This window comes from Amycolatopsis australiensis (assembly GCF_900119165.1).
GTDB lineage: Bacteria > Actinomycetota > Actinomycetes > Mycobacteriales > Pseudonocardiaceae > Amycolatopsis > Amycolatopsis australiensis.
Genome location: NZ_FPJG01000006.1, coordinates 4016512 through 4038378 on the forward strand (window position 1 = coordinate 4016512; position 21867 = coordinate 4038378).

The 21867-nt window shown below is 72.6% G+C and carries 22 protein-coding genes and 1 pseudogene; 18 read left to right on the forward strand and 5 right to left on the reverse strand.

Annotated elements, in window-relative coordinates; translation table 11 throughout:
• Nucleotides 1-6: 6 nt before the first annotated feature.
• Nucleotides 7-939 (reverse strand): ferritin-like domain-containing protein, encoded by a 933-nt coding sequence (locus BT341_RS20090; RefSeq protein WP_072477761.1) that lies wholly within the window; start codon nt 937-939, stop codon nt 7-9.
• Between the two features lie 109 nt (nt 940-1048).
• On the opposite strand from BT341_RS20090, the gene rimP reads away from it, so the two are divergent.
• From rimP to BT341_RS20125, 7 genes are all read left to right on the forward strand, one after another.
• Nucleotides 1049-1591, forward strand: a complete 543-nt coding sequence (gene rimP / locus BT341_RS20095; protein WP_072477762.1) for a ribosome maturation factor RimP — start codon at nt 1049-1051, stop codon at nt 1589-1591.
• The gene (gene nusA, locus BT341_RS20100; protein ID WP_072477763.1) at nt 1588-2634 is read left to right on the forward strand and encodes a transcription termination factor NusA; all 1047 of its coding nucleotides are present in this window, start codon (nt 1588-1590) and stop codon (nt 2632-2634) included. Before rimP ends, nusA begins: the two co-directional genes overlap by 4 nt.
• 77 nt (nt 2635-2711) lie before the next feature.
• Nucleotides 2712-3029: a YlxR family protein gene (locus tag BT341_RS20105; RefSeq protein ID WP_084742942.1), complete on the forward strand. Its 318-nt coding sequence runs from the start codon at nt 2712-2714 to the stop codon at nt 3027-3029.
• A 78-nt stretch (nt 3030-3107) separates the two neighbouring features.
• Entirely contained in the window at nt 3108-6086 is a 2979-nt protein-coding gene (infB, locus tag BT341_RS20110; RefSeq protein WP_072477764.1) for a translation initiation factor IF-2, read from the forward strand.
• 72 nt (nt 6087-6158) lie between these two features.
• The gene (locus tag BT341_RS20115) at nt 6159-6452 is read left to right on the forward strand and encodes a DUF503 domain-containing protein (RefSeq protein ID WP_072477765.1); all 294 of its coding nucleotides are present in this window, start codon (nt 6159-6161) and stop codon (nt 6450-6452) included.
• Between the two features lie 13 nt (nt 6453-6465).
• Nucleotides 6466-6942, forward strand: coding sequence for a 30S ribosome-binding factor RbfA (gene rbfA / locus BT341_RS20120; protein ID WP_072477766.1), 477 nt, complete (start codon nt 6466-6468; stop codon nt 6940-6942).
• A 5-nt stretch (nt 6943-6947) separates the two neighbouring features.
• Entirely contained in the window at nt 6948-7772 is an 825-nt protein-coding gene (locus tag BT341_RS20125) for an alpha/beta hydrolase (RefSeq protein WP_072477767.1), read from the forward strand.
• Between the two features lie 51 nt (nt 7773-7823).
• Here the strand turns inward: BT341_RS20125 and BT341_RS20130 are convergent, their stop codons facing one another.
• Together BT341_RS20130 and BT341_RS20135 are read right to left on the reverse strand one after the other, a co-directional pair.
• Nucleotides 7824-8441 carry a class I SAM-dependent methyltransferase gene (locus BT341_RS20130; protein ID WP_072477768.1) on the reverse strand — a complete coding sequence of 206 codons (618 nt, stop codon included), beginning with the start codon at nt 8439-8441 and terminating at the stop codon, nt 7824-7826.
• Nucleotides 8438-8983, reverse strand: a complete 546-nt coding sequence (locus tag BT341_RS20135) for a TetR/AcrR family transcriptional regulator (RefSeq protein ID WP_072477769.1) — start codon at nt 8981-8983, stop codon at nt 8438-8440. The genes BT341_RS20130 and BT341_RS20135 overlap by 4 nt, the downstream gene beginning before the upstream one ends.
• Before the next feature lie 156 nt (nt 8984-9139).
• Between BT341_RS20135 and BT341_RS20140 the strand changes: the two genes are divergently transcribed.
• A complete protein-coding gene (locus tag BT341_RS20140) occupies nt 9140-9367 on the forward strand; it encodes a hypothetical protein (protein WP_072477770.1) in 228 nt (75 codons plus the stop codon).
• 20 nt (nt 9368-9387) lie between these two features.
• A complete protein-coding gene (locus BT341_RS20145; protein WP_072477771.1) occupies nt 9388-10533 on the forward strand; it encodes an SPFH domain-containing protein in 1146 nt (381 codons plus the stop codon).
• A 14-nt stretch (nt 10534-10547) separates the two neighbouring features.
• On the opposite strand, the gene BT341_RS20150 is transcribed toward BT341_RS20145, so the two are convergent.
• Nucleotides 10548-11579 (reverse strand): TRM11 family SAM-dependent methyltransferase, encoded by a 1032-nt coding sequence (locus BT341_RS20150; RefSeq protein WP_177328861.1) that lies wholly within the window; start codon nt 11577-11579, stop codon nt 10548-10550.
• A gap of 25 nt (nt 11580-11604) precedes the next feature.
• On the opposite strand from BT341_RS20150, the gene BT341_RS20155 reads away from it, so the two are divergent.
• The 3 genes from BT341_RS20155 to BT341_RS20165 all read left to right on the forward strand — a co-directional run bounded on the left by BT341_RS20155 (nt 11605) and on the right by BT341_RS20165 (nt 15447).
• Nucleotides 11605-12594 carry a DHH family phosphoesterase gene (locus tag BT341_RS20155; RefSeq protein ID WP_072477773.1) on the forward strand — a complete coding sequence of 330 codons (990 nt, stop codon included), beginning with the start codon at nt 11605-11607 and terminating at the stop codon, nt 12592-12594.
• Nucleotides 12595-12651: 57 nt separating this feature from the next.
• Complete coding sequence (locus BT341_RS20160; protein WP_072477774.1) at nt 12652-13974, forward strand: MATE family efflux transporter; 1323 nt, start codon at nt 12652-12654, stop codon at nt 13972-13974.
• A gap of 147 nt (nt 13975-14121) precedes the next feature.
• Complete coding sequence (locus BT341_RS20165; protein ID WP_072477775.1) at nt 14122-15447, forward strand: MFS transporter; 1326 nt, start codon at nt 14122-14124, stop codon at nt 15445-15447.
• Here the strand turns inward: BT341_RS20165 and BT341_RS20170 are convergent.
• Nucleotides 15392-15900: pseudogene (locus BT341_RS20170) on the reverse strand (GNAT family N-acetyltransferase). The gene BT341_RS20165 and the pseudogene BT341_RS20170 sit on opposite strands and share 56 nt — an antisense overlap.
• 65 nt (nt 15901-15965) lie before the next feature.
• Between BT341_RS20170 and truB the strand changes: the two are divergent.
• From truB to BT341_RS20200, 6 genes are all read left to right on the forward strand, one after another.
• On the forward strand, nt 15966-16871 hold the full coding sequence (gene truB / locus BT341_RS20175; RefSeq protein WP_072477776.1) for a tRNA pseudouridine(55) synthase TruB: 906 nt from the start codon (nt 15966-15968) through the stop codon (nt 16869-16871).
• Nucleotides 16872-16898: 27 nt separating this feature from the next.
• Entirely contained in the window at nt 16899-17882 is a 984-nt protein-coding gene (locus BT341_RS20180) for a bifunctional riboflavin kinase/FAD synthetase (RefSeq protein WP_177328862.1), read from the forward strand.
• A gap of 97 nt (nt 17883-17979) precedes the next feature.
• Nucleotides 17980-18453 carry a helix-turn-helix domain-containing protein gene (locus BT341_RS20185; RefSeq protein ID WP_072477777.1) on the forward strand — a complete coding sequence of 158 codons (474 nt, stop codon included), beginning with the start codon at nt 17980-17982 and terminating at the stop codon, nt 18451-18453.
• Nucleotides 18453-18956 carry an RNA 2',3'-cyclic phosphodiesterase gene (gene thpR, locus BT341_RS20190; protein ID WP_072477778.1) on the forward strand — a complete coding sequence of 168 codons (504 nt, stop codon included), beginning with the start codon at nt 18453-18455 and terminating at the stop codon, nt 18954-18956. The genes BT341_RS20185 and thpR overlap by 1 nt, the downstream gene beginning before the upstream one ends.
• Before the next feature lie 131 nt (nt 18957-19087).
• Nucleotides 19088-19357, forward strand: a complete 270-nt coding sequence (gene rpsO / locus BT341_RS20195; RefSeq protein ID WP_003084034.1) for a 30S ribosomal protein S15 — start codon at nt 19088-19090, stop codon at nt 19355-19357.
• Nucleotides 19358-19587: 230 nt separating this feature from the next.
• Nucleotides 19588-21858, forward strand: a complete 2271-nt coding sequence (locus BT341_RS20200; protein WP_072477779.1) for a polyribonucleotide nucleotidyltransferase — start codon at nt 19588-19590, stop codon at nt 21856-21858.
• The last annotated feature ends 9 nt before the right edge of the window (nt 21859-21867 follow it).

Genomic DNA, 21867 nt, shown 5'->3' on the forward strand with positions numbered 1-21867 from the left:
ACCCGGTCAGCCCGGCCGGCCGGGCAGCGCGATCGCCGCCGGTTTCTCGCCCGCCTCCGCGCGCCACGGCGTTCCGCGCCGGGACGCCGCCACCAGGGCGTGCAGCGCCGTCGTGCGCAGGCTCGCGTCGTCGGTGTGGCCGACCACCGCCAGCCACGCCGACGCGCAGTCGGCCTCCGCCGTCGCGACCACCCTGGCCGCCGACTTGGCGTCCGTCACCGGGTCCTTCGGCACGTACGCCGGTTCGGGCGCGACCGGCGTCGCCCCGGCCGCCGACAGCATCGTCTGCAGCAGGTCGCGGCGGACCGCGTGCTCGGCGGCGCCCGCCTTCTCGGCGTCGGCGAAGTCGGCCGGCAGGAACGCGCTGACCAGGCCGTACACCCAGACGGCGGCGTGCTCGGCGGCGAGCGCGGTCTGCAGCGGGTCCACCACCTCCGGGGCCGGCGCGCCCGATGGCGCGGTGACCGCCGGAGCGTCGTCGCCCGGCCCGAGCGCCGGGTCGGTGCGCTGCAGGGCCGCGCAGCCCGCCGCCACCGCCGCGACCAGCCCGGCGCGGTAGCGCGGCAGCGCGCCGACGAGGTCCTCGGCCTGCTTGCGCGCGGCGGCCAGCCGGTCTTTCATGCCGCCCAGCGCGGCGGGGGCCGGCGGCGTGGCGGACGGCGACGGCTTCGGCCGGTTCAGCCGGTCCACTTCGGACTTCAACGCGGCCGCGTGCGCCGCGCGCGCGTCGGCGAGCTGGCCGGCGGGGCCGGCGTCCTCGCCCTTGGCCAGCGCCCGCGCGGCGGCGGCGTCCGCCTCGGCGGCGGCCAGCAGCGGCTGCAGCGGGTCGGGGCTCTCGTCGTAGCCGGGCCCGCACGCGGCGAGCGGAACGGCCAGCGCGGCCAGCGCCCCCGCGCGGAGGGCGGCACGACGGGTCAGGTCGGTCGGTCTTCCGGTCACGTCGGCCCATCCTGCCAGGCTCCCGGCGGCCCCCGCCGCTCGCGCGGGGTGACCGGGCGACCGGATAAGCTGGTCCACCACCGACCCGCCCGAGACAGGAGAGCCCCACGTGCCAGGAGAACTCGCCAGCCGGCTTCAGCCGATCGTGGCCGAAGCCGTCACCGCCGCGGGTTTCGACCTCGACTCGTTCGAGGTGCAGCAGGCCGGCCGGCGTCAGCTGGTCAAGGTCGTCGTCGACGCCGACGACGGGGTCGGGCTGGACGAGGTCGCCGAGGTCAGCCGCAAGGTGTCGGCGGCGCTCGACGAAAACGAGCACGTGCTCGCGAGCGCGTACACGCTGGAGGTCACCTCACCGGGCCTCGACCGCCCGCTCACCCAGCCCCGGCACTGGCGGCGCGCGCGGTTCCGCCTGGTGAAGATCACCCCGGCCGAAGGGGCGCCGTTCGTCGGCCGGGTCGGTCACGCGGGCGAGGACGCCGCCCGCGTCCTCGCGGGCGGGAAGCTCCGCGACGTCCGCTACGCCGACGTGGCGAAGGCGGTCGTGGAGATCGAGTTCAAGCAGCCGCCCGCCGAGGAACTGAAACTGCTGGAAGACGACGCGTCCGGCATGATCGGCGCCGGTCAGGCCGAGACGGAGAAGGGGTCGAAGTGAACGTCGACATCGCCGCGCTGCGGGCGATCGAACGGGACAAGGACATCCCCTTCGAAACGGTGATCGAGGCCATCGAGACGGCCCTGCTCACCGCGTACAAGCACACCGAAGGCCACCAGCCGCACGCCCGCATCGACATCGACCGCAAGACCGGGCTGGTGCGCGTGCTCGCGCACACGCTGACCCCCGACGGCCAGGTCGACGAGGAGTGGGACGACACGCCAGAGGGCTTCGGCCGGATCGCCGCCACCACCGCGCGCCAGGTCATCCTGCAGCGGCTGCGCGACGCCGAGCACGAGAAGACCTTCGGCGAGTTCTCCACCAAGGAGGGCGAGATCGTCGCCGGCGTCATCCAGCGCGACGCCCGCGCGAACGCCCGCGGCATGGTCGTGGTCCAGGTGGGTGACACCGAGGGCGTGCTGCCCGCCGGCGAGCAGGTGCCGGGGGAGTCCTACGAGCACGGCAGCCGGATCAAGGCCTACGTGGTCACCGTGTCGCGCAGCAACCGCGGCCCGCAGATCACGCTCTCGCGCACGCACCCGAACCTGGTGCGCAAGCTGTTCGCGCTCGAGGTGCCCGAGATCGCCGACGGCACGGTGGAGATCGCCGCCGTCGCGCGGGAGGCCGGGCACCGCACGAAGATCGCGGTCAAGTCCACCGTGCCGGGCGTCAACGCCAAGGGCGCGTGCATCGGCCCGGTCGGCGCCCGCGTGCGGAACGTGATGAGCGAGTTGGCGGGCGAGAAGATCGACATCATCGACTACTCCGAGGATCCGGCCCGCTTCGTCGGGAATGCGCTGTCGCCCGCGAAGGTTGTTTCGGTACGAGTCGTGGACGAGCGGGCGAAGACCGCCCGCGTCGTGGTGCCGGACTTCCAGCTGTCGCTGGCGATCGGCAAGGAGGGCCAGAACGCCCGCCTCGCCGCCCGCCTGACCGGCTGGCGGATCGACATCCGCAGCGACGCCGCACCGGCGGACGACGAGGGTGATCAAGACCACGCCCGTCCGCCGCGGCCCGCCGCGACAACCGGTTCGGCTGAGTGAAGGTCGAAGCGCTAGACTCAGGAGTGGTTCGAAGCCCGCGGCGGGTAGCCGAGCACCAGCCCCACCGGAAGGTCCCGGTGCGGACTTGTGTCGGCTGCAAGCGGCGGGCCTTGATCGGTGAGCTGCTGCGCGTGGTCGCGGTGGCCGGGCGGGTGGTCGTCGACGAGCGTCGGCGGCTGCCGGGCCGGGGGGCTTGGCTGCACCCCGACCCGGACTGCCTGGCCAAGGCCGAACGGCGGCGAGCATTCCCGAGAGCCCTGCGGGCTCCCGGGGCGCTCGACGCCCGCGAGGTCCGCGAGCACGTCGAGCGCACCACCCCGCACCACGAAACCGGGACGTCCCCGGGTTCGCGAGGAACGAAGGAAGCAGGTCGACCCGTCATGAGTCAGCCGTGAAGCTGAAGCCATGAGCGTCAGACAATAAGGACGAGGTCAGCGGGTTTTCCGCCTGGCCTCCCCTAGATGAGGAGAGTTGTGCCAGGCAAGGCCCGCGTACACGAGCTCGCGAAGGAGCTCGGCATCACCAGCAAGGACGTTCTCGCGAAGTTGAAGGAACAGGGCGAGTTCGTCAAGTCCGCGTCATCCACGGTCGAGGCGCCCGTCGCCCGCCGTCTCCGCGACGCGTATGCCCCCAAGGGCGCCAAGAAGCCCACCCCCGGCCCGTCGGCGCGCCCCGGTCCGCCGGCCGCCAAGCCCGGACCCGCCGCCCCGAAGCCCCCCGCACCTGCCCAGCAGCAGGCACCGGCGGCCCAGGCGGCGCCCGCTCCGGCTCCGGCCGCACCCCAGCAGCAGGCGCCCGCGGCGGCGAAGCCGGCCACCCCGGGGCAGCGTCCCGGCCCGCGGCCCGGCCCGCGCCAGCAGCCCGCCGCGCCCGCACCCCAGGAGCAGGTACCGGCCGCCAAGGCCGAAGCGCCTGCCGCACCCAAGCAGGACACCCCGGCCGCGCCCGCGCAGGGCACCGGCTCGGTCGTCCCGCCGAAGCCGCAGGGCCCCAAGCCCGGCGGTCCCAAGCCCGGTCCGCGCACCCCGCGGGTCGGCAACAACCCGTTCGGCGTCGGTTCCGGCGCCCCGGCTCCGCGTCCGCAGGCCCCGCGCCCCGGTGGCGGTCAGGGCGGCGACAACCGCCCGCCGCGTCCCGGTGGCGGTCAGGGCGGCGGTGACCGTCCGGCCCCGCGGCCCGGCGGCGGCGCCGGCGGCAACCGGCCGAGCCCGGGCAACATGCCCCCGCGGCCGAACCCCGGCATGATGCCGGGCCGCACGCAGCGTCCCGCCGGTCCCGGTGGCGGCGCCCGCGGTGGTCCCGGTGGCGGCGCCCGTGGCGGTCCCGGTGGCGGCGGCCGTCCCGGTGGCGGCGGCGGTTTCCGCGGCGGTCCCGGTGGCGGCGGCGGTGGCGGTGGCTTCCGCGGCGGTCCCGGTGGCGGTGGCGGCGGTGGCGGCTTCCGCCCGGGCGGCGGCACGGGTGCCCCGGCCGGTGGCGGCGGCTTCCGCGGTGGCGGCGGCGGCCGTGGCGGCCCCGGTGGCCGTGGCGGTACCGCGGGTGCCTTCGGACGCCCGGGTGGTCCCTCGCGCAAGGGCCGCAAGTCGAAGCGGCAGAAGCGCCAGGAGTACATGGACAACATGCAGGCGCCCAGCGTCGGCGGCGTCCGCCTGCCCAAGGGCCAGGGCGAGACGATCCGGCTGCCGCGCGGTGCCTCGCTGACCGACTTCGCCGAGAAGATCGACGCCAACCCGGCTTCGCTGGTGCAGGTGCTCTTCCACCTCGGCGAGATGGTCACCGCGACGCAGTCCGTGTCGGACGACATCCTCGAGCTGCTCGGCGGCGAAATGAACTACAACGTTCAGGTCGTCAGCCCCGAGGAGGAGGACCGCGAGCTGCTGGAGACCTTCGACATCACCTACGGTGAGGACGAGGGTGGCGAGGAGGACCTGCAGGTCCGGCCGCCGGTCGTGACCATCATGGGTCACGTCGACCACGGTAAGACCCGCCTGCTCGACACGATCCGGAAGACGAAGGTCCGCGAGAGCGAGGCCGGCGGCATCACGCAGCACATCGGTGCGTACCAGATCGAGACCGAGCTCGACGGCACCCCGCGGCTGATCACCTTCATCGACACCCCGGGTCACGAGGCGTTCACCGCCATGCGTGCCCGTGGTGCGAACTCGACCGACATCGCGGTGATCGTGGTGGCGGCCGACGACGGTGTGATGCCGCAGACGGTCGAGGCGATCAACCACGCGCAGGCCGCCAAGGCCCCGATCGTGGTCGCGATCAACAAGATCGACAAGGAAGGCGCGAACCCGGACAAGATCCGGCAGCAGCTGACCGAGTACGGCCTGGTCGCCGAGGAGTACGGCGGCGACACGATGTTCGTGGAGATCTCCGCGCGGGAGAACATCAACATCGACGGCCTGCTCGAGGCGATCCTGCTGACCGCGGACGCCGCGCTGGACCTCCGGGCCAACCCGGACATGGAGGCCCAGGGTGTCGCGATCGAGGCGCACCTCGACCGCGGCCGCGGCCCGGTGGCCACCGTCCTCGTCCAGCGCGGCACGCTGCGCGTCGGTGACTCGGTCGTGGCGGGTGACGCCTACGGCCGCGTCCGCCGGATGGTCGACGAGCACAACGTCGACGTCACCGAGGCGCTGCCGTCGCGGCCCGTCCAGGTCATCGGGTTCACCTCGGTGCCGGGCGCGGGCGACACCTTCCTGGTGGTCGACGAGGACCGCGTCGCCCGGCAGATCGCCGAGCGCCGGTCGGCCCGGACGCGCAACGCGCTCAACGCGTCGCGTCGCAAGCGGGTCAGCCTCGAGGACCTCGACTCCGCCTTGAAGGAGACGAACAGCCTCAACCTGATCATCAAGGGTGACAACTCGGGTACGGTCGAGGCCCTGGAGGCATCGCTGCTGCAGCTGGACGTCGGCGACGACGTCGAGCTGAACGTGGTGCACCGCGGTGTCGGTGGCGTGACCGAGTCGGACATCGACCTGGCGACCGCGTCCGACGCGATCGTCCTCGGGTTCAACGTCCGTGCCCAGGGCAAGGCGACCGAGCGGGCCACCCGCGAGGGCGTCGACGTCCGGTACTACACGGTCATCTACCAGGCGATCGACGAGATCGAGCAGGCCCTCAAGGGCATGCTCAAGCCGGAGTACGAAGAGGTCGAGCTGGGCCGCGCCGAGGTCCGCGAGGTCTTCAAGTCCTCCAAGATCGGCACGATCGCGGGTTGCCTGGTCATGTCCGGCGAGATCCGGCGCAACGCCCGGGCCCGTCTGCTCCGCGACGGCACCGTCGTGGCGGAGAACCTGCCGATCAGCTCGCTGCGGCGGTTCAAGGACGACGTGGTCGAGGTCCGCGAAGGGTACGAGTGCGGTCTGACGCTGGGCTCGTACAGCGACATCAAGGTCGACGACGTGATCGAGACCTACGAGCAGCGCGAGAAGCCGCGCGCGTAGTGCTCGGGGCCGGGTGCGTGCGGGATTCCCGCACGCACCCGGCCCATCCCTACTACACCACCAAAACTGCCTATGTACGTCGGAGCTCTCGAGCTCGACATCCTGCTCGGCGACGTTCATTCGCTGAAGCAGAAGCGGTCCCTGGTCCGGCCGGTGCTGGCCGAGGTGCGCAAGCGCTTCGCCGTGTCGGTGGCCGAGGCCGGCCACACCGACCTGCACCGGCGCACCCTCATCGGGGTGGCCGTGGTGGCCGAAGGTGGCGAGCACGTCCGGGACGTGCTCGACTCGTGTGAGCGGTACGTGGCGAGCAGGCCGGAGTTCGAGCTGCTCTCCGCGCGCCGCCGGCTGCTCGGTCCCGAAGACTGATCTAGGAGAAGACATGGCCGATCCTGCTCGGGCTCGCAAGCTCGCCAAGCGGATCTCGCAGATCGTCGCGTCGGCGATCGAGCACGAGGTCAAGGACCCGCGCCTGGACTACGTGACCATCACGGACACGAAGGTCACGGGCGACCTGCACGACGCCACGGTGTACTACACGGTGCTGGGCGAGAAGCTGGACTCCGTCCCGGACTTCGCCGGCGCCGCCGCCGCGCTCGAATCGGCGCGCGGCGTGCTGCGCACCAAGGTCGGGCAGGGCACCGGCGTCCGCTACACGCCGACGCTGACGTTCGTCGCCGACACGATCCCCGAAGAGTCGAAGCGGATCGAAGACCTCCTCGCCAAGGCCCGTGAGGCCGACGCGGAGGTCGCGCGCCGCGCGACCGGGGCCCAGCACGCGGGTGACGCCGACCCGTACAAGCCGCCGCGCGAAACGGCAGAGGACGACGAGTTCGCCGAGGAGGAGAGCCGGGGCTGAAGCCCGTGCTCTCCCGGCGCGGTGTCCTCGCCGGCGGCGTTCTGGCGCTGCTGGCGGGCTGCTCGTCCGCGCCCTCCGGTCCGCCGCCGGGGCCGCCCGCGGTACCGGCGCCGACCCGGCCGTCGGCGTTGCGTGACCCGGTGACGGTCCAGCGCATGCGGTCGGCCGCCCGCGGCACGGACGTCGACTTGGTGCTGATCACCCCGGCCGGCGTCCCGGCCGGGGGGTTGCCGGTGTGCCTGGCCCTGCACGGCCGAGGCGCCCGGGCCCGCACGTTCCTCGAACTGGGCGTCCCTGACCTGCTGACCGCGGCCGTCCGGGCGGGCACGCCTCCGTTCGCGGTGGCGGCCGTGGACGGCGACCACTACTGGGTCGAGACGGGCGACGGCGACGATCCGCAGCGCATGCTCACCGACGAGGTCCCGGGCTGGCTGACGGCCCGCGACCTGCGCCCGGCAGCGGGCGTGTTCGGCATCTCGATGGGCGGCTTCGGCGCACTGCGGTACGCCCGCGCGCACCCGGACCTGAAGGCGGTGGCCACGGCGAGCGCGGCGCTGTTCGTCAGCTGGCCGGACGCCCGCTCCCGCAAGGTGTTCGCGGACGAGGCGAACTGGCGCGCGGAGGAACCGTTGCTGCACACCGAAACCCTGCTCCCGGCAGCCGTGGGAGTCTGGTGCGGCGACGCGGATCCGTTCCTCGGCGCCGATCGCAAGCTCGTGCAGGCGGTGAACCCGGCGGTGGCCCGGTTCACGCCGGGCAAGCACGAAGACGGGTACTGGCGCGGGATCCTGCCGGAAGTCCTGAAGTTCGTCGGCCCGCGCCTGGCGTGACGCGCCTCGACGGCCGGCCGGCTGCGCGAGATCGCGGCTCGTGACGCCGCCTCAGGCCGACGCGAACAGGATCGCTTGCGGCGTCTTGTTTTCCGGGTCGAGCAGCCATTCGGCGTCGATCGTGAACCCGGCCTTCCGGACGTGCCGCGCCAGCCACCACGGCTGCCGCAGGTGGATGTGGACCCGCATCGGGTGCCCGCCGTAGCCTTCGGTCTTCAGCCGCGTGCCGGCGCCGACGTGGTAGCCGATCATCAGCAGGCCGCCGGGCCGCAGCACGCGCCGGAAGTGCCCGAGCACGCCGGGGACGTCGTCGTCGGGGATGTGGATCAGCGACCAGGACGCCAGCACGCCGGCCACTGACGCGTCCGGCCGCGGCAGGTCCGTCATCGAGCCCACTTCGAACCGCAGGTCCGGGTGGGCCCGCCGGGCCAGGCCGATCATCGCCGGGGAGAGGTCGATGCCGGACGCGTCGACGCCCAGCGAAGCGAGGTACGCCGTGAAATGGCCCGGCCCGCAGCCGACGTCCGCCACCGGCCCGTCGACCTGCGAGGCGAACAGCGTGAGCGCCGCCCGCAGGTACGGCTGCTTCTCGAGGGCGTCCGAGACGAACTCGGCGTAGCTTTCCGCCACCGTGTCGTAGGACGTGCGGGTGTCCGCGAGCCAGGTCATGCCCGCGAGCGTAGGCCCTCGAGCACGACGGCGAGCCCGCGCCGCCAGTCCGGCGTGGCGGTCGCCGCGGCGAACACGATCGCCAGGTCCTCGCCGCGGAAGTCCGCGCGCAACGCCCCGGTCTCGCGGGCGCGGGCGATGAGCCGCTCGATCCGGGACGCGTTGTCCTGCTTGACTTTTCCCACTCCGGAGCCGGGATCGAACGCCCGCGAGCACACCTGCATGAAGCCGCGGTCGGTGACCTGCATGCGCACCAAGCGCTCGAGGAACAACACGAAGCCTTCCCAGGGGTCCGCGCACGCGAGAGCTTCGTCAGCGACCACCCGGGCTTTCTCCAGCACCGGCAGGAAGGCGGCTTCGACGAGGTCCGCCCGCGTCGGGAACCGGTTGTAGAGGGTGCCGATGGCGACCTCGGCCCGCCGCGCGATCTCGTCGAGCGGGGCATCGATCCCCTTGACGCCGAACACTTCCCGCGCGGCGGCGACCAGCGCCTCCCGGTTGCGCCGGGCATCGGCGCGCAGCGGGCGGTCCTCGACGGTCACGCTCCGGAGTATAGCCGTCGCCCGTACGCCCGGACGTCACGTCCGGTTGCCTCCTGATCGGAACCTCACAATGCCTCCCGGCCGCCCGCGCCGGGAGCACAATGGGGTGAGCGGGGGTGAACCCGCGTCGAGGCGGCCACCGAGGGAGGTCGGCAGGTGCACTCCGATCTCTCCCCGTCCGGCCGCACCGGAGTCCTCCTGGTCGGCACCCGCGGGCAGCGGGGCCCCGGGGAGGTGCTGATCAGGATCCGGGGTGGCTTGGAAACCTTCCTGGCCTGGTCCGACACGGAGCTGCCGAAGGGGACGACCGTGCTGGTCGTGGACACCCGGGGCCGGCGCACGGTCGACGTCGTGGCGTGGGACGCCTCGGAACCCACTTCCTAGTGTTCGCAGAAGGACAGGCGATGTTCGGTTATCGCGTTCCGGCACCCAACGAGGCGATGCTGATCTCGGGCGGGAAGAACAGCAAGGGCGCATCGCCGTTCCGGGTCGTCACCGGCCACGGCGCGTTCGTCATGCCGGTTTTCCGGAAGGTCCGGTTCCTCACGCTCGCCATGTGCGAGGCCGAGGTGACCGAGGTCTGCGTGACGAAGCAGGCCATCGCCCTCACGGTGCGGGCGGTGATCGCGTTCAAGGTCGGCAACGACACCGAGAGCATCGTCAACGCCGGCCAGCGGTTCCTCTCCGACCAGGACCAGATGTCCGTGCTGACCGGCCGGATCTTCGCCGGGCACCTGCGCTCGATCATCGGCTCGATGACCGTCGAGGAGATCATCACCGAACGGCAGAAGCTCGCGACCGAGGTGCTCGACGGCTCGGCGGTGGAGATGGCCAAGATCGGGCTGACCGTCGACGCGCTGCAGATCCAGTCGATCGACGACATGAAGCTCGGCTACATCGCCGCGATGGCCGCGCCGCACAACGCCGCCATCCAGCGGGACGCCCAGATCGCGCAGGCCGTGGCGAACAAGACCGCGGCGGAAGCCGAGCAGGAGTCGCAGCGGACGCAGGCGGAGTACGCCCGGCAGACGTCGATCGTGCAGGCGCAGTACCGCGCCGAGGTCGAAGCGGCCCAGGCGCAGGCGGCCCAGGCCGGCCCGCTCGCCCAGGCGAAGGCGCAGCAGGAGGTCATCGACGCGCGTACCGAGCTGGCCCAGCGCGAGGCCGAGCTGCGCCAGCAGCAGCTGGTGGCGGAGGTGATCAAGCCCGCCGACGCCGAGGCCGAGCGGATCCGCATCCTGGCGGTCGCGGAGGCGGAGAAGATGCGCATCCAGGCGGAGGCGGCCGCGTCGCACAACCGGGTCGCGCTCGACCGGATGCTCATCGACCAGCTGCCGCAGATCGTCAAGGAAGCCGGGCGCGGCCTGTCCGGCGCGAACGTCAACATCCTCAACGGCGCCGACGGCCTCGGCGAGATGGCCGCGGGCCTGGTCGGCCAGGGATTGTCCATTCTGGACTCGGTGAAGCGCGGCCTGAGCACACCGCCGGCGCCGGCGGGCATGCCGGAAGAGAACGGCCAGGCGCCCAAGGGCGAGCTGACCGCGTCCTGAGGCGCGGTGCCGGCTCAGGAGGCCGGTTTCACGGCGACGACCAGGTCACGCAGGATGGCCTGGTCCACCCGGTGGGCGAACTCCGCCCACGGCCCGCCTTCCCGGACGTCGAGCCCGGCCTTCCGCAGCACCTCGACCAGCTCCTCCCGCGGCAGCACCGTCGTGTTCCACGAGATGCCGATCGCCCCGCCGGGACGCAGCACGCGGGTCCACACCGGAACGGCCGCCGCCAGCAGGTCGCGCGGGCTGCGCTGCAACCCCGCTTCGCGGTGGCTGCCGTGCTGCACGCCGTAGGGCGCGTCGGTCACGATCACGTCGAACGAGTTGGCCCGCAGCACTTCGTCGGTCGTCAGCGTGTCGGCGTTGAAGTACGTGAGCTTGCGCGTGTCGCCCGCCTTGTACTGCTCCTTCGTCAGCGCGTACTCGATGTCGAGCCGGCGGCCGAGGCGCACCTTGTTGCGGCGCAGCTGCCCCGACTCGGCCGTGTGCTTGACGCGCTTGGTCCGCAGCCACGTCTTGATGAACGCCTCGTAGGCCTCGAAGTCCTTCGCGTCGACGTCCAGGCCGGTCGCGTGCAGGCCGTACATCATCGCCTGGTTGAGCGTGGTGCCGCGGCCGCACAGCGGGTCCAGCAGGTACTTCGGCCCGCCCGAGAACGGGTCCGCCGTCGCCATCAGCGTGACGTTCACCAGCAGCTTGGTGAACAGCTCGTTCGTCTTGCCCGGGTACTTCTGGATGGTCAGCAGGTCCGAGTCGGCCTTGGCCAGCGGTGTCACCGGCACCGGACGGAGGACGCCGTCACCCAGCTCGAACAGCGCATACAGCGACGACAGGTTCGACAGGACGGCGAGGTCGCGCTCGGCCAGCGGCACCGAACTGGTGAACCGCACGTAGCCGACGCCGCCCAGCTCGGCCTCCTCGATCGCGGACAGCTCGGCCGCCAGGCCCGTGCCGAACACCGCCAGCTCGGCGCGCAGCAGCGCGGGGGAGGAGGCGGCGTAGACCCGGTTGGCCGACGGGTAGACCAGCATCGCGTACTCAGGCATCTCGCAGAGCGTAGCGTGACGCACCGTGACCCCTACTTCGGCGCAGGACATCCGGGACGCGGCCGCGCTGCTCGCGCCGGCCACCGACGTGACGATCCTCGGCCACGTCCGCCCGGACGCGGACGCCCTCGGCAGCGCGCTCGCCCTCGGCCGGGCACTGCGGCAACGCGGTGCCCGCGTGCGCGTCTCCTTCGGCGAGCCCGACGAGGCACCCGAGACGTTGCGCTGGCTCGACGAGGACGGCCTGCTCACCCACCCGGACGACCTGCCGGACACCGATGCGCTGCTGGTCTGCGTCGACACGCCGGTGCCGAAGCGGCTCGGCCGGCTCGCCGGGCGCGTCGAGCCGGCCGGCGCGGTGCTGGTGATCGACCACCACGCGACCAACACCCGCTACGGCACCTGCAACGTGGTCGACGAGAGCGCCGAGGCCAGCGCGGTCCTCGTGTTCCGGATCCTCGAGGCGATGGGCGCCGAACTGGACGAGCCGATCGCGCGTGGCATCTACGCCGGGATCGTCACCGACACGAGCGGCTTCCGCCGGGCGAGCCCGGAGACGCACCGGATGGCGGCGCGGCTGCTGGAGGCGGGCGTCGACGCCGAAGCCGTGGTGCGGCGGATCGTCGACGAGCGGCCGTTCGCGTGGCTGCCGATGCTGTCGTCGGTGCTGCGCGAAGCCGAGCTGGAGCCGGAAGCCGCGCGGGGCAAGGGGTTCGTGCACGCGGTGGTCCGGGCCGACGCGGCGCGGACGGTGCGCGCCGAAGAGGTCGAGTCGGTGATCGACGTCGTCCGGTCGGTGCGCGAGGCCGCGGTCGCGGCGGTGCTGAAGCAGGACCTGGCGAACCCGGGGCAGTGGCAGATCTCCTTGCGCAGCAAGGGCGTCGACGTCTCGGTGGTGGCGGCCGGGTTCGGCGGCGGCGGGCACCGGCAGGCCGCGGGCTGCACGATCGCCGGCACCGCTTCGGAGGTGCTGGCCGGCCTGCGCGCCGCGCTGGAGCGCGCGCCGCTGCTGTGACCAGGCCCGGGTTCCCGCGGGCCGGAACTGTCGGTGGCGGCGGTTAGAGTCCGGTTCGTGGCGAATGTGGAGGAGATCGAGCGGGTCCCGGCGAAGCGCGTGCTGGGCCTGGCCGTGCCCGCGCTCGGGGTGCTGGCCGCCGAGCCGCTGTACGTGCTGGTCGACACGGCGGTGGTCGGCCACCTGGGCGCGCTGCCGCTGGCCGGGCTCGCGCTCGGCGGCGTCGTGCTGGCCCAGGTGTCGAGCCAGCTGACGTTCCTGTCGTACGGCACGACGTCCCGCACGGCCCGGCTGCACGGCGCCGGCCGCCGGGCCGACGCGGTCCGCGAGGGCGTGCAGGCGACGTGGCTGGCGCTGCTCGTCGGGCTCTTCGTGCTGGTCGCGGGGCAGCTGCTGGCCTGGCCGATCGCGCGGGCGCTGTCGGGCAGCGACGAGATCGCGGCCGCGGCGGTGTCCTGGCTGCGGATCGCGCTGTTCGGCGCACCGCTGATCCTCGTGACCATGGCGGGCAACGGCTGGATGCGCGGCGTGCAGGACGCCGCGAAGCCGTTGCGGTACGTGCTGGCGGGCAACGGGATTTCGGCCGTGCTGTGCCCGGTGCTGGTCTACTCGGCCGGGCTCGGGCTGGAGGGCTCGGCGATCGCGAACGTCGTCGCGCAGGTGATCTCGGCGTCGCTGTTCTTCGCCGCGCTGGTGCGCGAGAAGACCGGCCTGCGGCCGGACTTCACGGTGATGCGCGCGCAGCTGGGGCTCGGCCGCGACCTGGTCCTGCGCAGCCTGGCGTTCCAGGCGTGCTTCGTCTCGGCGGCGGCCGTGGCGGCCCGGACGTCGACCGAGGCGGTCGGCGCCCACCAGGTGGTGCTGCAGCTGTGGACGTTCCTGGCGCTGGTGCTCGACTCGGTGGCGATCGCCGCGCAGTCGCTGGTGGGGGCCGCGCTCGGGGCGGGCTCGGCCCGGCAGGCGCGCGGGGTGGCCGCGCAGATCACCGCGTACGGGCTGCTGCTGGGCTGCTTCCTGTGCGTGCTGTTCGCGGCGTTGTCGTGGGTGCTGCCGCACGCGTTCACGTCCGACCCGGGTGTACTGGGGCAGATCCCGCACGCGTGGTGGTTCTTCGTGGCCCTGCAGCCGATCGCGGGAGTGGTCTTCGCCCTGGACGGCGTGCTGCTGGGCGCGGGCGACGCGGCGTTCCTCCGCAACGCGACCCTCGGCAGCGCGGCGCTGGGCTTCCTGCCGCTGATCTGGGCGTCGCTGGGCTTCGGTTGGGGCCTGACGGGCATCTGGACCGGCCTGTCCCTGTTCATGGTCTTGCGCCTGGCGGCGGTGCTGGCCCGCTGGCGCTCGGGCAACTGGGCGGTGACCGGCGCGATCCGCCCCGCCTGACCCCGCGGGCACGCGTGATGCCGGTTACCTGTGGTGAAAACCACCCGGGTCACGGCTATGTTTCGTCGTTGCTTAGGCGCTACAACTGGTCGGGACGGCAGCGCAGGCGTCCGCCCGACCCCGCACGCCGAAACCCTGGAGGAACTTGTGCCGCCCGCCACCGGCCGCGCCACCGCCCGGTCCTGGCTCATCTGGCTCGCCGCCGTCACCGTCTACCTCCTCGCGGTGTTCCACCGCACCTCCTTCGGCGTCGCCGGGCTGCAGGCGGCCGAACGCTTCGGCGTCGGCGCGGCCGCGCTCGGCACCTTCACCGTCCTGCAGGTCGGCGTCTACGCCGCGATGCAGATCCCGACCGGTGTCCTGGTCGACCGCTACGGCCCGCGCCGCGTCCTCACGGTGGCCGTGCTGGTCCTCGGCGCCGGGCAGCTCCTCCTCGGCGTCGCCCACTCCTACGGCCTCGGCCTGCTCGCCCGCGGCGTGCTCGGCCTCGGCGACGCACTGACGTTCGTCAGCGTGCTGCGCCTGGTCGCGGCCCACTTCCCGGGCCGCCAGTACGCGCTGCTGACGTCGTTCACCGCGGCCGTCGGCTACATCGGCAACCTCGCGGCCACCGTCCCGCTGGCGCTGCTGCTCGACGCCTCCGGCTGGACGCCGACGTTCCTCGCCGTCGGCGCCGTCACGGTCCTGTACACGCTGGTTGTGGCGTTGCGGGTCCACGACGTCCCGGCCGGCGAGCCGCTGCCGGTCCGCGAAGCGGTCCGCCCGCGCGAGCTCGCCCACCAGGTCGCCGAGGCCTGGCGGACGCCCGGGACGCGCCTGGGCTTCTGGGTCCACTTCAGCACGATGTTCGCCCCGAACGCCCTGACGCTGCTGTGGGGCGTCCCGTGGCTGGTCCAGGGCCAGGGGCAGTCGAAGGCGACGGCGAGCGCGCTGCTGACGGTGTTCGTGTTCGGGTCGATGGCGGGCGGCCCGCTGCTCGGCAGCGTGATCGGCCGCCACCCGTCGACGCGGATGCCGCTGGTCGGCGGCTACATCGGCGGGGCGGCGCTGGTCTGGGCGGTGCTGCTGAGCTGGCCGGGCCGGGTCCCGCTCCCGCTGCTGGTGCCGGCGTTCGCGTTCCTCGCCCTGGGCGGCCCGGCATCGATGATCGGCTTCGCACTGGCCCGCGATTACAACCCGTTGAGCCGCGTCGGCACGGCGACGGGGGTGGTGAACGTCGGCGGCTTCGTGGCGACGACCATCGCGGCGCTCGGCGTCGGCGTCCTCCTGCAGTGGACGGGCGGCAACTTCCGCATCTCACTGCTGGCGATCGTGGCGATCCTGGCGCTGGGCACGTTCCGCATGCTGGTGTGGTGGCGCCGCACCCGGGCCCACCTGTTCCTGGCGGCGGCCCGCGGCGAGGAACTGCCGGTCCGCATCACGCGCCGCCGCTGGGACGCCGCCCTGCCCGAGACGCCGATCGTGGCCGCCTGACCTGCGCCTGCAGCAGCTGCCGCGCCGCCGCGAACCCCCGTCGCTCGTACGCCCGCACCGCCCGGGTCGACGAATGCACCGTGACGCGCTCCAGCCCCAGCTCGGCCGCCAGGCGAAGGACCCGTCGATGAGCCGGCCGCCGAGCCCGCTGTCGCGGGCCTCCGGCACCACGTACACGCTCTGCACGTCGCCCGCGGCGCGGGTGAACGCCGCCGGCGTCGGCACGCGCGGGGTGATCGCCAGGAACGCCATCCCGATCACCCGGTCGTCGCGGACCAGGACCAGGCAGCGGTGGCTCTCGGCGTGGGCACGCGCCCATCGGGTGAACTCGCGGACGAACTCCGCCCGGTCGTCGCCGGGCGGGCCGTCCTGCTCGGTCACCCAGCGCCACCGCAGCTCGGCGACCGCGGCCAGCTCGCCCGGCCGGGCGGCCCGGACTTCGATCTCCGTCACACCCCCATCCTGGCGGCGGCGAGCGGCCTGATCGACCCACGACCGGCGGCCGCTAGGGTTGCCGCGTGTCGAGCCCCAAACCGCCCCGCCGCCCCGCCCCGCCGCCCGGCCTGCTCATCGTCGACAAGCCCGCCGGCATGACGTCGCACGACGTCGTCGCCCGCGCCCGGCGCATCATGGGCACCCGCAAGGTCGGGCACGCCGGCACGCTCGACCCGATGGCGACCGGCGTCCTGGTCCTCGGCATCGAACGCGCCACCAAGCTGCTCGGCCACCTGGCGCTGGACCGCAAGACCTACCTGGCCACCCTGAGCCTCGGCAGCAGCACCACCACCGACGACGCCGAGGGCGAAGTCCTCACCACCGCGGACACCGCGAACGTGACAGACGAAGACATCGCGAACGGCGTGCGCAAGCTGACCGGCGGCATCCGGCAGGTGCCCAGCGCGGTCAGCGCCGTCAAGATCGACGGCAAGCGCGCCTACGCCCGGGTCCGCGCCGGCGAGGACGTCGTCATCCCGGCCCGCCCGGTCACCGTCTACCGCTTCGACGTCCTCGCCGTCCGCCACGAGGAGGACCACGTCGAGGTCGACGCCGTCGTCGAATGCTCGTCCGGCACCTACGTCCGCGCGCTGGCCCGCGACCTCGGCGCGGACCTCGGCGTCGGCGGCCACCTGAAGGCCCTCCGGCGCACCACCGTCGGCCCGTTCACCCTGGCCAGGGCCAAGACCCTCGACCAGCTCGAAGAGCGCCCCGAACTGAGCCTGGACCTCGACGCCGCCGTCGCCGCGGCCTTCCCGCGCCGCGATCTCGACGCGGCGACGGCGAAGGCCGTCCGCCACGGCCAGCGCATCCCCGCGGCCGGCGTCGAAGGCACCTACGGGCTCTTCGGGCCCGACGGCCGGGTGCTCGCGCTGGCCGCCGACGAACAAGGCGTGTCCCGCGCGGTGGTCGTGTTGCTGCCCGCCTAGGGTGGGCTCGAGAGACGGGAGTGTGACGTGCTGCGGTGGCGTGGGCTGGGGGACCTTCCCGGCGGCTGGGGCCGGTGCGTGGTCACCATCGGCGTGTTCGACGGGGTGCACCGCGGGCACCAGGAGCTGATCAGCCGGACCGTGGCGGCGGCGGCCGAACGCGGGCTGCCGAGCGTGATGCTGACCTTCGACCCGCACCCGTCGGAGGTGCTGCGCCCGGGCAGCCACCCGGCCCAGCTGACCACGTTGCGGCGCAAGGCGGAGATCGTCGAAAGCCTCGGCATCGACGTCTTCTGCGTGCTGCCGTTCACCCTGGAGCTGTCCCGGCTGCAGCCGGAGGAGTTCGTGCACGAGGTGCTGGTCGACCGGCTGCACGCGGCCGCGGTGATCGTCGGCGACAACTTCACCTTCGGCGCCAAGGCCGCCGGTGACGTCGCGATGCTGCGCACCCTCGGCCGCCGGTTCGGCTTCGCCGCCTACGGCGCCGAGCTGCAGGGCAAGGAACTGTCCGAAGAGGACCAGTCGGCCATCACCTTCTCGAGCACGTACGTCCGGTCGTGCATCGACGCCGGTGACGTCGTCGCCGCCGCCGAAGCGCTCGGCCGCCCGCACCGCCTGGAGGGCATCGTCGTCCGCGGTGACGGCCGCGGCCACGAGCTCGGCTACCCGACGGCGAACCTCTCGACGCCACGCTTCGCCGCCGTCCCGGCCGACGGCGTGTACAGCGCGTGGTTCACCCGCTCGGCGGACCCGGCACGCCGGTTGCGCGCCGCGGTCTCGGTGGGCACGAACCCGACGTTCTCCGGGCGCGAGCGGACCGTCGAGGCGTTCGTCCTGGACGTCGACGAGGACTTCTACGGCCAGCACGTGGCCATCGACTTCGTGACGCGGCTGCGCGACCAGGTGCGGTTCGCCGACTCGGCCGGGCTGGTGGCGCAGATCGACGAGGACGTGGCCGCGACGAGAAAGGCACTGGAGGTGCCCCCCGGCGCCTCGGCCGGGGGCGAATAGGGGATTTCGCGTTCACGCACGTCACCGCGATGGCAAGATGCTCACGGACGGTGCGCGCAGGCAAAACGGGCGAAGCGGGTTTAGGGGAGCGGAACTGGTGGAGGACCACAAGATCGTCCAGCGCAACATCGCGTTGCAGCGCGAGTGGTACGGGGAGCCGCTGGGCGACCGCGTACGCCGGCTCGTCGTCGCGTTCGACGTTTCGCAGGCGTTCCTGGCCGAGGTCCTCGGAATCAGCGCCCCCATGCTCAGCCAGGTGATGAGCGGGCGGCGGGCGAAGATCGGCAACCCGGTCGTGCTGGCCAGGATGATCATGCTCGAGCGCAAGATCCTGGTCCCCGAGGTCGCCGCAGGCAACCGCGACGCGATGCTGGCCGCCCTCGAAGACGTGCGTGACTCGCGGCCCACCGTCGGCCGCGACAACATCCCGGTCGTCTCCGAAGACCGGAAGGTCCTCGCCTACATCCGCGACGTGGCCGAGGACGAGGACCTGGTCGAGGCGGCCAAGCGGCTCGACGACGAGTTCCCGGCCATCGCCGACCTGCTCCGCCGGGCGGGCCACGGCTCCTGATGCCGGTCCTGTTCAGCGCGCTGCTGCCGCCGGACGACGTGGCCGGGGCGGTCGCCGAGGCGATCGGCGACCCGGCCCCCGGCCTGCGCTGGGAGCCGCCGGAGCGCTGGCACATCACCCTCGCCTACTACGGCCGCGACGACGTCGGCACGCGCGGAGCCTGGCTCGCCGACCGCCTGGCCGGGCGTGCGAGCGTCGACGTCCGGCTGGAAAAGGCCGCGACGTTCCCCGGGGTGCTGTGGTTGACTGCCGCCGGCGGGGAGCTGACGCCGCTCGCGCACGCCGCGGGTGCCGGCGCCGAGGCGAGGCCGTACGTGCCCCACCTGACGCTGGCGCGGTTCCCCCGGGAACAACCGGCGCTCGCCGAGCGTTGGACAGACAAGCTCTCGGGCTTCGTCAGCCCCGGCTGGACGGCCACCGAGGTGGTGCTGATGACCAGCGAGCGCGAACCGGGCGGGACCCGCTACCGGGTCGTCCGCGCGTTCGAGCTGAACCGCGCTTGAAGGCGCAGTTCAGCGGGCTGGTAACCTCAACGATCGGGTCCGGCTGCAGTCCGTGGCGGCCGTGACCGTCTTCCCGGCGCGCACCCGCGTCCGGGGCCGCACGGCACCCAACACATCGAGGAGCAACACACGTGGCGCTGTCCACCGAAGAGAAGAAGTCGATCCTGGCCGAGTACGGCGTGCACGACTCGGACACCGGATCCCCCGAGGCCCAGGTCGCGCTGCTGACCAAGCGCATCGTCGGCCTCACCGAGCACCTCAAGGCTCACAAGCACGACCACCACTCGCGTCGCGGGCTCCTGCTGCTGGTCGGCCGCCGCCGCCGGCTGCTGAACTACGTGATGAAGGTGGACATCGAGCGTTACCGTGCGCTGATCCAGCGCCTCGGCCTGCGCCGATAGCTGCACCCGAGGGGGAGTGACCGCCGGTCGCTCCCCCTCGCTGCAAAAACCGAACACACGCGGCGCGAGCGCGCACGAGGGTCTCCGTCGGTCCTCGGTAGTGGTTCCCGGGCAGCGGCCCGGGGGCTTCGATCGAAGACCGGCCTCATTCCTCGAGCGTCCTCAGGCGAAACGGGTCCCAGGATGGGAGACTCGCGTCGTACGAAGGAACTAAAGAGGAGAAACACCCTATGACCGACTCCACCGGAGTCACCGTGCACGAGACTGAAGCCGTCATCGACAACGGCAAGTTCGGCACCCGCACCGTCCGCTTCGAGACGGGCCGCCTGGCCAAGCAGGCCGCCGGCGCCGTGGTCGCGTACCTCGACGAAGAGACCATGCTGCTCTCGGCGACGACCGCGTCGAAGCACCCGAAGGAGCACTTCGACTTCTTCCCGCTGACCGTGGACGTCGAGGAGCGCATGTACGCCGCGGGCCGCATCCCCGGCGCGTTCTTCCGCCGCGAGGGCCGCCCGTCGACCGACGCGATCCTCACCGCCCGCCTGATCGACCGCCCGCTGCGCCCGTCGTTCACCGACGGCCTCCGCAACGAGATCCAGGTCGTCATCACCGTCCAGAGCCTCAACCCGGACGACCCGTACGACGTGCTGGCGATCAACGCCGCGTCGGCCTCCACCCAGATCGCCGGCCTGCCGTTCTCCGGCCCGGTCGGCGGCGTGCGCGTCGCGCTGATCGAGGACCAGTGGGTCGCGTTCCCGACCTGGTCGCAGCTGGAGAAGGCGACGTTCAACATGGTCGTCGCGGGCCGCATCGTCGGGGACGACGTCGCGATCATGATGGTCGAGGCTGAGGGCACCGAGCACACGCTCGACCTCATCGCCTCCGGCGCGAAGGCGCCGGACGAGGCCGCCGTCGCCGAGGGCATCGAGGCCGCGAAGCCGTTCATCAAGGTCCTCTGCGAGGCCCAGCAGAAGCTGGCCGACGTCGCCGCCAAGCCGACCGGCGAGTTCCCGCTGTTCCCGGCCTACGAGCAGGACGTCTACGACGCCGTTGCGGCGATCGCGACCGACGACCTGGCCCGTGCCCTGCAGATCCCGGGCAAGCAGGACCGCGACGCCGCGACCGACGAGGTCAAGGCCGCCGTCATCGAGAAGATCGGCCTGGGCGAGGGCGAGGCCTTCGAGGGCCGCGACAAGGAGATCGGCGGGGCGTTCAAGGCCCTGACGAAGAAGATCATGCGCCAGCGGGTCCTCACCGAGAAGATCCGCATGGACGGCCGTGGCCTCACCGACATCCGGTCCCTCGCGGCCGAGGTCGCCGTGATCCCGCGGGCGCACGGCTCGGCGCTGTTCGAGCGCGGCGAGACCCAGATCCTGGGCGTCACCACGCTGAACATGCTGCGCATGGAGCAGCAGATCGACTCGCTGTCGCCGGAGACGACGAAGCGCTATCTGCACCACTACAACTTCCCGCCGTTCTCCACCGGCGAGACCGGCCGCGTCGGCTCGCCGAAGCGGCGCGAGATCGGCCACGGCATGCTCGCCGAGCGCGCGCTGGTGCCGGTGCTGCCGAAGCGGGACGAGTTCCCGTACGCGATCCGCCAGGTCTCCGAGGCGCTGGGCTCCAACGGCTCGACGTCGATGGGCTCGGTCTGCGCGTCCACGATGAGCCTGTACAACGCCGGCGTGCCGCTGAAGGCGCCGGTCGCGGGCATCGCGATGGGCCTGGTCTCGGACGAGGTCGACGGCGAGACCCGCTACGTCGCGCTGACCGACATCCTCGGCGCCGAGGACGCCCTCGGTGACATGGACTTCAAGGTCGCCGGCACCAAGGACATCATCACCGCGCTGCAGCTGGACACGAAGCTCGACGGCATCCCGTCCGAGGTGCTCGGCGCCGCGCTGAAGCAGGCGAAGGACGCTCGTCTCACCATCCTGGAGGTCATCGCCGAGGCGATCGACGGCCCGGACGAGATGAGCCCGTTCGCCCCGCGCGTCACCAGCGTGAAGATCCCGGTCGACAAGATCGGCGAGGTCATCGGCCCGAAGGGCAAGATGATCAACTCGATCACCGAGGAGACCGGCGCCGACATCTCCATCGAGGACGACGGCACGATCTACGTGGGCGCGGCCGACGGCCCGTCGGCGGAGGCGGCGATCGACAAGATCAACGCCATCGCCAACCCGCAGCTGCCCAAGGTCGGCGAGCGCTTCCTCGGCACCGTGGTGAAGACGGCCGCGTTCGGCGCGTTCGTCTCGCTGCTGCCGGGCAAGGACGGCCTGGTGCACATCTCGAAGCTGGGCAACGGCAAGCGGATCGCCAAGGTCGAGGACGTGGTCAACGTGGGCGACAAGCTCCGCGTCGAGATCGCCGACATCGACAACCGCGGCAAGATCAGCCTGATCGTGGTCAAGGACGAGGACGCGGCGAAGCCCGCCGAGGGTGACGACAAGAAGGCCGACGCCGAGAAGGCCGACGCCGAGAAGGCCGACGCCAAGTAGGACCCGTTC